We start from the raw sequence: 4,984 nt of genomic DNA on the forward strand, positions 1-4,984 counted from the left end.
AACGATTGTTCTGGTTAAACTCTAGGAACGTGGCCAATATCAGTTGACCACTACAGTCAGATCTCACTCCACCATACACATCTATGGTTAATCCGCCTTGTTTGGCGTAAGTATTGGGTGTTAGACTTTTTACCTTATTGAAGCTTCTCTCTAATGTCCTTTATCGCCAAGTTTTGCAATCCATGTCGAACTAAGCTCTTTTAATATCTTACGAATCAGTTCGCTGTGTCTATCTGTTTGACTTGCCGATATCTAAGGCACCAGTAGATCTTATGATTCTGAATTTTCAGTTTTGGTTAGCTCAGTATCACCTGCTTCACTTTTTGCTTCCGGTTCAACCAAAACTTTGATCACGCCTTTTTGTAGGATCAGGTTATTAGGGTAGGTGATGATGTTGCCCGAACTGTGTCGAAGAATAACATGGAACATGGTGATATCGATGATCACACCGCTGATGTCTTCGTCTTTCTCCGCGACTCTTACTCTGTCGCCAATGCGATAAGGGAAGACGAAAAATATTAGTACGCTGGCTGTGAGGTTACTTAGAATCGACCATTGCGCGAATAAAGCGACACCCAGCACCGCAAATATCGAAGACAAGAACAGAGAAATATCACCAAAACCCAAGTTAAGAACAATCGTAAACACAGCGATGAAGAGTAGAAACAGAACAATATTGAAACACTTAATCACGAACTGCTTTCGCTTCAATTCGACACGTTTATTTTCCGCTAATGTTTCTATCCAGTTCTTACCTAAGCGTTTGATCACCCAATACACAGTGATAAGAAGTAAACCTAAAACTACTTGTCTAAGCCACATATTGGATTGCAAAAACTCAACCATTAAATAAACCTCAATTTTTTCAAAATAACGACCTCTGCCGCTATGACCACGAGCAGCCCAACGCAAAATAGTGGAAATGCTATCGGGTTATCTGTTCCGGGTATCCCAGCGATATTGACACCCAGTAAACCGGTGAAAAACCCAGCAGGGAGGAAAATACCTGCAATGATAGAAAATAGGTACGTATTTCTATTCATTTTTTCAGCTTGTTGCTGACTTAGGCTCGCTAAAAATACATTAATTTGTTCGATGTAAAACTCAACAGACTCGTTAATTCTCAGGATGGTATCAAGGCTGTTCTTTATATGACTGTTGTGCTTACTCAATGGCGCAGGTAGGTCACTCATTAAATCTTCAAAAACGTATTTCTGTGGCTTCAAATAACGCCTTAGTCTGAGTAGCCTTGAATGTAGAGCGTTAATGGATCTTATGTCGATATTGGATGTAGATTCTAACTCGTCAATTAATAGTTCGACGGGTGCTAGGAAGGTTGAAATACTGTGGTTGATTCCACGGATCATGCCCAACAACACATCAGGTAATGATGTAGGGCCTTGGTTTTGTTTGAGATCAGATATCAGATTACTGACCGCTTTTGAAGGAACTTTACGTGTTGATATTAAAGTGCCTTTGTACCATAAGATGCGTAGGCTAAGCATGTCGTCAGGGTTAGCACCTTCGTTTAGATTAATGCCTCGCAGAATCATCAAAAAACAGTCGTGGCCAAATTGTTCGAACCGAGGGCGGGTGTCATCGGTGAGTAATGAATCGATGATGGCATTTGGAACCGTATTACTGTGGAGCCATTCTCTCAAACCGTCAGCATCTCTTTGGCAGTGATACCAAGTTGATTGCTCGAATGAGGCTGGGCTGGTGGTGTGTTCATGTGCCACCCCCTCAGAAAATTGCCAGCTTGAAATTATGAAAGCGTCCATTCATTTGTCCTTAATGATATGACGTAAACATTGATATTATGCGCCATTCAGGCGCGGTATTGAACTGAGCTTAATCTTGGTAAGTTCAATGATCGATGTGAGTGAGATAAAGTCTAATAAGACAGGTTGGTCTTTGGAGCACGACGTACTCTTCCATTATTGTCTCTATTAAATGTAGCTCATTGTTTCATCGTTATAAATTAGCACTCTGGCTCCATGTTAGCGACGAAAAAAAAGAAAAGACCGAGGTCTTTTCTTTTTAGGAGAAGTTGAGGAGAGCTTGTTCAGGCAACTCGAGTTTTCCGATGGTTTACATAAGCAAAAGCACTACCGACACGCAGAAAAAATGTCTTGGTTCTCTCGATATTCTTTGGTTTGTACATCCATTAGGCCGAGTAAAGAGTCGAACAGATTATCTTGGGAGAAGCTCTGTTCTTTGCCTGCCTTTCTTAAGCAGGTCTGGTTTATCCCTTTCTGCTCGGCGAAACCATCAGACATCCACATTATCATAGGCACATGGGTTTGCTCTTTCGGTGCCAATGAATAAGGCATGCCGTGTAAGTAGACGCCATTTTCTCCCAATGATTCTCCGTGATCGGAAATGTACATCAGCGCAACATTGTACTTATCGGTGAGTTTCTCTAGCTTCTGAATAGCCTGTGATAGAAAGAAATCTGTGTACAAGATGGTGTTGTCGTAGGTGTTGACCACTTGCTCTTTGGTGCAGTTTTCGATATCAGAACGTGGGCAGTCTGGCACAAACTTCTTATGATCTTCTGGGTATCGCTCAAAGTAAGTTGGGCCGTGAGATCCGGAGATATGATAGAAAATGATGCTATCTTGTTTAAGAACTTGAGTATCTTGTTCGAAGTTCTCTAGCATGGCTGTGTCATAGCACACATCTTTATTACACAGCGGGTCGCTGTCTTTGGCGACGAGAGTCATCTCTTTGATTCGATGTGCGACCGCCTTGTCTCCACCATCGTGCTCTCGCCAGATAGAGTGAATGCCCGCGCGGTTCATAATGTCGACTACGTTATCTTGGTTGTAGGCTTTGTCGCGATCGTAGTTGCTTCGGTTCATGTTAGAAAACATACACGGCACAGAAACCGCAGTGGCTGTTCCGCATGACTGAACATCAGAGAAAAAGATCGGATTATAGGGTTTGGTATGAGCATTGGTTTCTTTCTCATAGCCATAATATTGGTAGTTATATACACGTGCTGTTTCACCAAGAACAAACACCAATAAGGTCGGTTTGGTTGCCGCTTTTGCTTGTGGCTTGAGTTGAGCATCTAATCCCAATTCTTGATAGGGGATGGGCTGTTTGATGTAGGTGTTATTGATGTATTTGACTGTTGATGCTACGTATTCGGTCGGAATGATCATCTTTTTAAGATGAGAGTTATTACGACCAATCGACACATAATCTTTGTAAAACAACCCGGCAATGATGGCAATGACGATCAACGAAGAGAGCAATCCAATCGCCTTCCCAATAGCAAAATCTTTCCAAGATTCTCTTTCAAGATCCGTAAATAAAAGCAGCAGTGACGGGACTCCTCCCATCAGAACAAACCATAAAATAGAATAGCTGCTTAGGTAGCTAGCAGCCTCTCCGCTGTTGGTTTCGAAGACGTTTTCTATCATTCCATAGTCTACAAAAATGCCGTAGTTGAACATGCTGTAGCTGACTAAAGAGGAAGTAAGTAGTAACAAGATAAAAAAAGCTTTGGCGAATATCGGCCAGTTGAATACTTGAAAGATAAAGTTGAATGCGGCGAGAAAGAAAAATGGGATCGAGATGATAAACCCAATGCTTTCGGCTTGTGAGGAACTAAGAATATTGAACAGTTCGCGTGAGATAGGCAAGTTAATGACAAGCAGGTAATACACTGCCAAAACGAAAGGGAGTTTGTTTATCGACATGTTTAAGCGTGGTAGATTCATAGGTCTTGTCTTCCTGTGTCACTTATCCCTTTATTTTAGTCTCGCTACCAAGAAAGCTCTAATATCAACGCATAAAGCTCAATCAGTGATGGTGAGCGATAAACTGGCTAAAGTGAAATGACGCTAAGGTGTGTAGATACAAAAAATTTACTTTACTGAGTGACCTTCATGACAAGGTGGAACAGCAAAGTGAATTAGTATGTTCAGCTTATTCTATGTGGTTCAATCACATTAGAAGTTGTATGAACCACCGAAGCTAATGCTTTTGAAGGCAAGCGTGTGGTCACCAGCTGATATCTGAGAGTTCTTAAATTGGACCGTGTCGTCTACGCTTACTGCATCCGCTTGCGAGATTAAGCGTAGCGTTAGGTGTTCGATTGGCGTGTATTCAACACCTACACCAAAGTGGAAACCCGTACCGCTGTCATCAGCGTAACCAGCACTCTTATTTGCGTTTAGGTCAACAGAGCTTAAACCAGCCAATACGAATGGGCGGATTGTGTTGTCGAATGTGTAACCAAGATTTGCTGACAAAGAAACAGACGTCGGAGACAGCTTTTCAGCGCTATTTTTGTAGTTTGCGTAATCTGTGTAGCCAAGTTCAACACCTACGATACGGTTGAATTGGTAGCCGCCGTATAGGTTGTAGCCCATGCCATCTGAATCTAAGCTACCGTGACCGTCTGTGTCAGAATCTTGGTAGACACTAAGTCCGCCACGCCGTCAGTACCTGCAGCTAAAGCTGGAAGAGAAACTGCGCTGATTAAACCCAGTGCTAATGCTGATTTCGTTATCTTGTTCATCGTTCTTACTCACTCTTAAATGTCATGCCAGTATCAATAATTTTTGTTTTGCGACCTTTCGACCGTTGGTGAGTATTATTCCGTAGTCTTATACCTATTACTGTATGGCTTTGTAAGCTAAATCGTTACATAGTAGAAAATATACTCATCAGATTGCGTAGTGAGTTAGGCTGCCAAAAACAAGGAATACACATGCTAATGAGACAAAACACAGGTTTGGTGATTGTGGACGTACAAGGTAAGCTCGCACGCCTTGTTGATGACAGTGATGCGCTGATTGCTAATTGCGGAAAGTTGGTTCAAGGAGCGCAGGTTTTGGGTCTGCCAATTATTCGTTTGGAGCAGAACCCAGAGAAGCTAGGTGTGACGGTTGATGAACTCAATGACCTTTTGAGTCAGGGCAAGATTACGAAGCCCCTTGCCCTGCAAGGACTTGCGAAAGGTAAGCGT

At 42.4% G+C, this 4,984-nt stretch carries 4 protein-coding genes and 2 pseudogenes; 1 reads left to right on the plus strand and 5 read right to left on the minus strand.

The window, feature by feature from the left end:
* The 5 genes and pseudogenes from AB6E30_RS22330 to AB6E30_RS22350 form a co-directional block, all read right to left on the minus strand.
* A pseudogene (locus tag AB6E30_RS22330) lies at positions 1–252 on the minus strand (hypothetical protein); the annotation flags it as partial.
* 18 nt (positions 253–270) lie between these two features.
* A complete protein-coding gene (locus AB6E30_RS22335) occupies positions 271–846 on the minus strand; it encodes a mechanosensitive ion channel family protein (RefSeq protein ID WP_017070158.1) in 576 nt (191 codons plus the stop codon).
* The gene (locus AB6E30_RS22340) at positions 846–1,781 is read right to left on the minus strand and encodes a CorA family divalent cation transporter (protein WP_017062015.1); all 936 of its coding nucleotides are present in this window, start codon (positions 1,779–1,781) and stop codon (positions 846–848) included. The genes AB6E30_RS22335 and AB6E30_RS22340 overlap by 1 nt, the downstream gene beginning before the upstream one ends.
* Before the next feature lie 327 nt (positions 1,782–2,108).
* Complete coding sequence (locus AB6E30_RS22345) at positions 2,109–3,731, minus strand: phosphoethanolamine transferase (RefSeq protein WP_372105305.1); 1,623 nt, start codon at positions 3,729–3,731, stop codon at positions 2,109–2,111.
* A 231-nt stretch (positions 3,732–3,962) separates the two neighbouring features.
* Positions 3,963–4,534 (minus strand): annotated as a pseudogene (locus tag AB6E30_RS22350) (porin family protein).
* A 192-nt stretch (positions 4,535–4,726) separates the two neighbouring features.
* On the opposite strand from AB6E30_RS22350, the gene AB6E30_RS22355 reads away from it, so the two are divergent.
* Positions 4,727–4,984 (plus strand): isochorismatase family protein (locus AB6E30_RS22355; RefSeq protein WP_372105307.1); only part of this gene is annotated, 258 nt, incomplete at its 3' end.

Source organism: Vibrio sp. 10N.247.311.12, from assembly GCF_041467515.1.
GTDB classification, from domain to species: domain Bacteria; phylum Pseudomonadota; class Gammaproteobacteria; order Enterobacterales; family Vibrionaceae; genus Vibrio; species Vibrio crassostreae_C.

Excerpts from the sequence above, each read along its gene's own strand:
- AB6E30_RS22335 (WP_017070158.1), bottom strand. The coding sequence starts at position 846 with ATGGTTGAGTTTTTGCAATCCAATATGTGGCTTAGACAAGTAGTTTTA.
- AB6E30_RS22340 (WP_017062015.1), bottom strand. The coding sequence starts at position 1,781 with ATGGACGCTTTCATAATTTCAAGCTGGCAATTTTCTGAGGGGGTGGCA.
- AB6E30_RS22345 (WP_372105305.1), bottom strand. The coding sequence starts at position 3,731 with ATGAATCTACCACGCTTAAACATGTCGATAAACAAACTCCCTTTCGTT.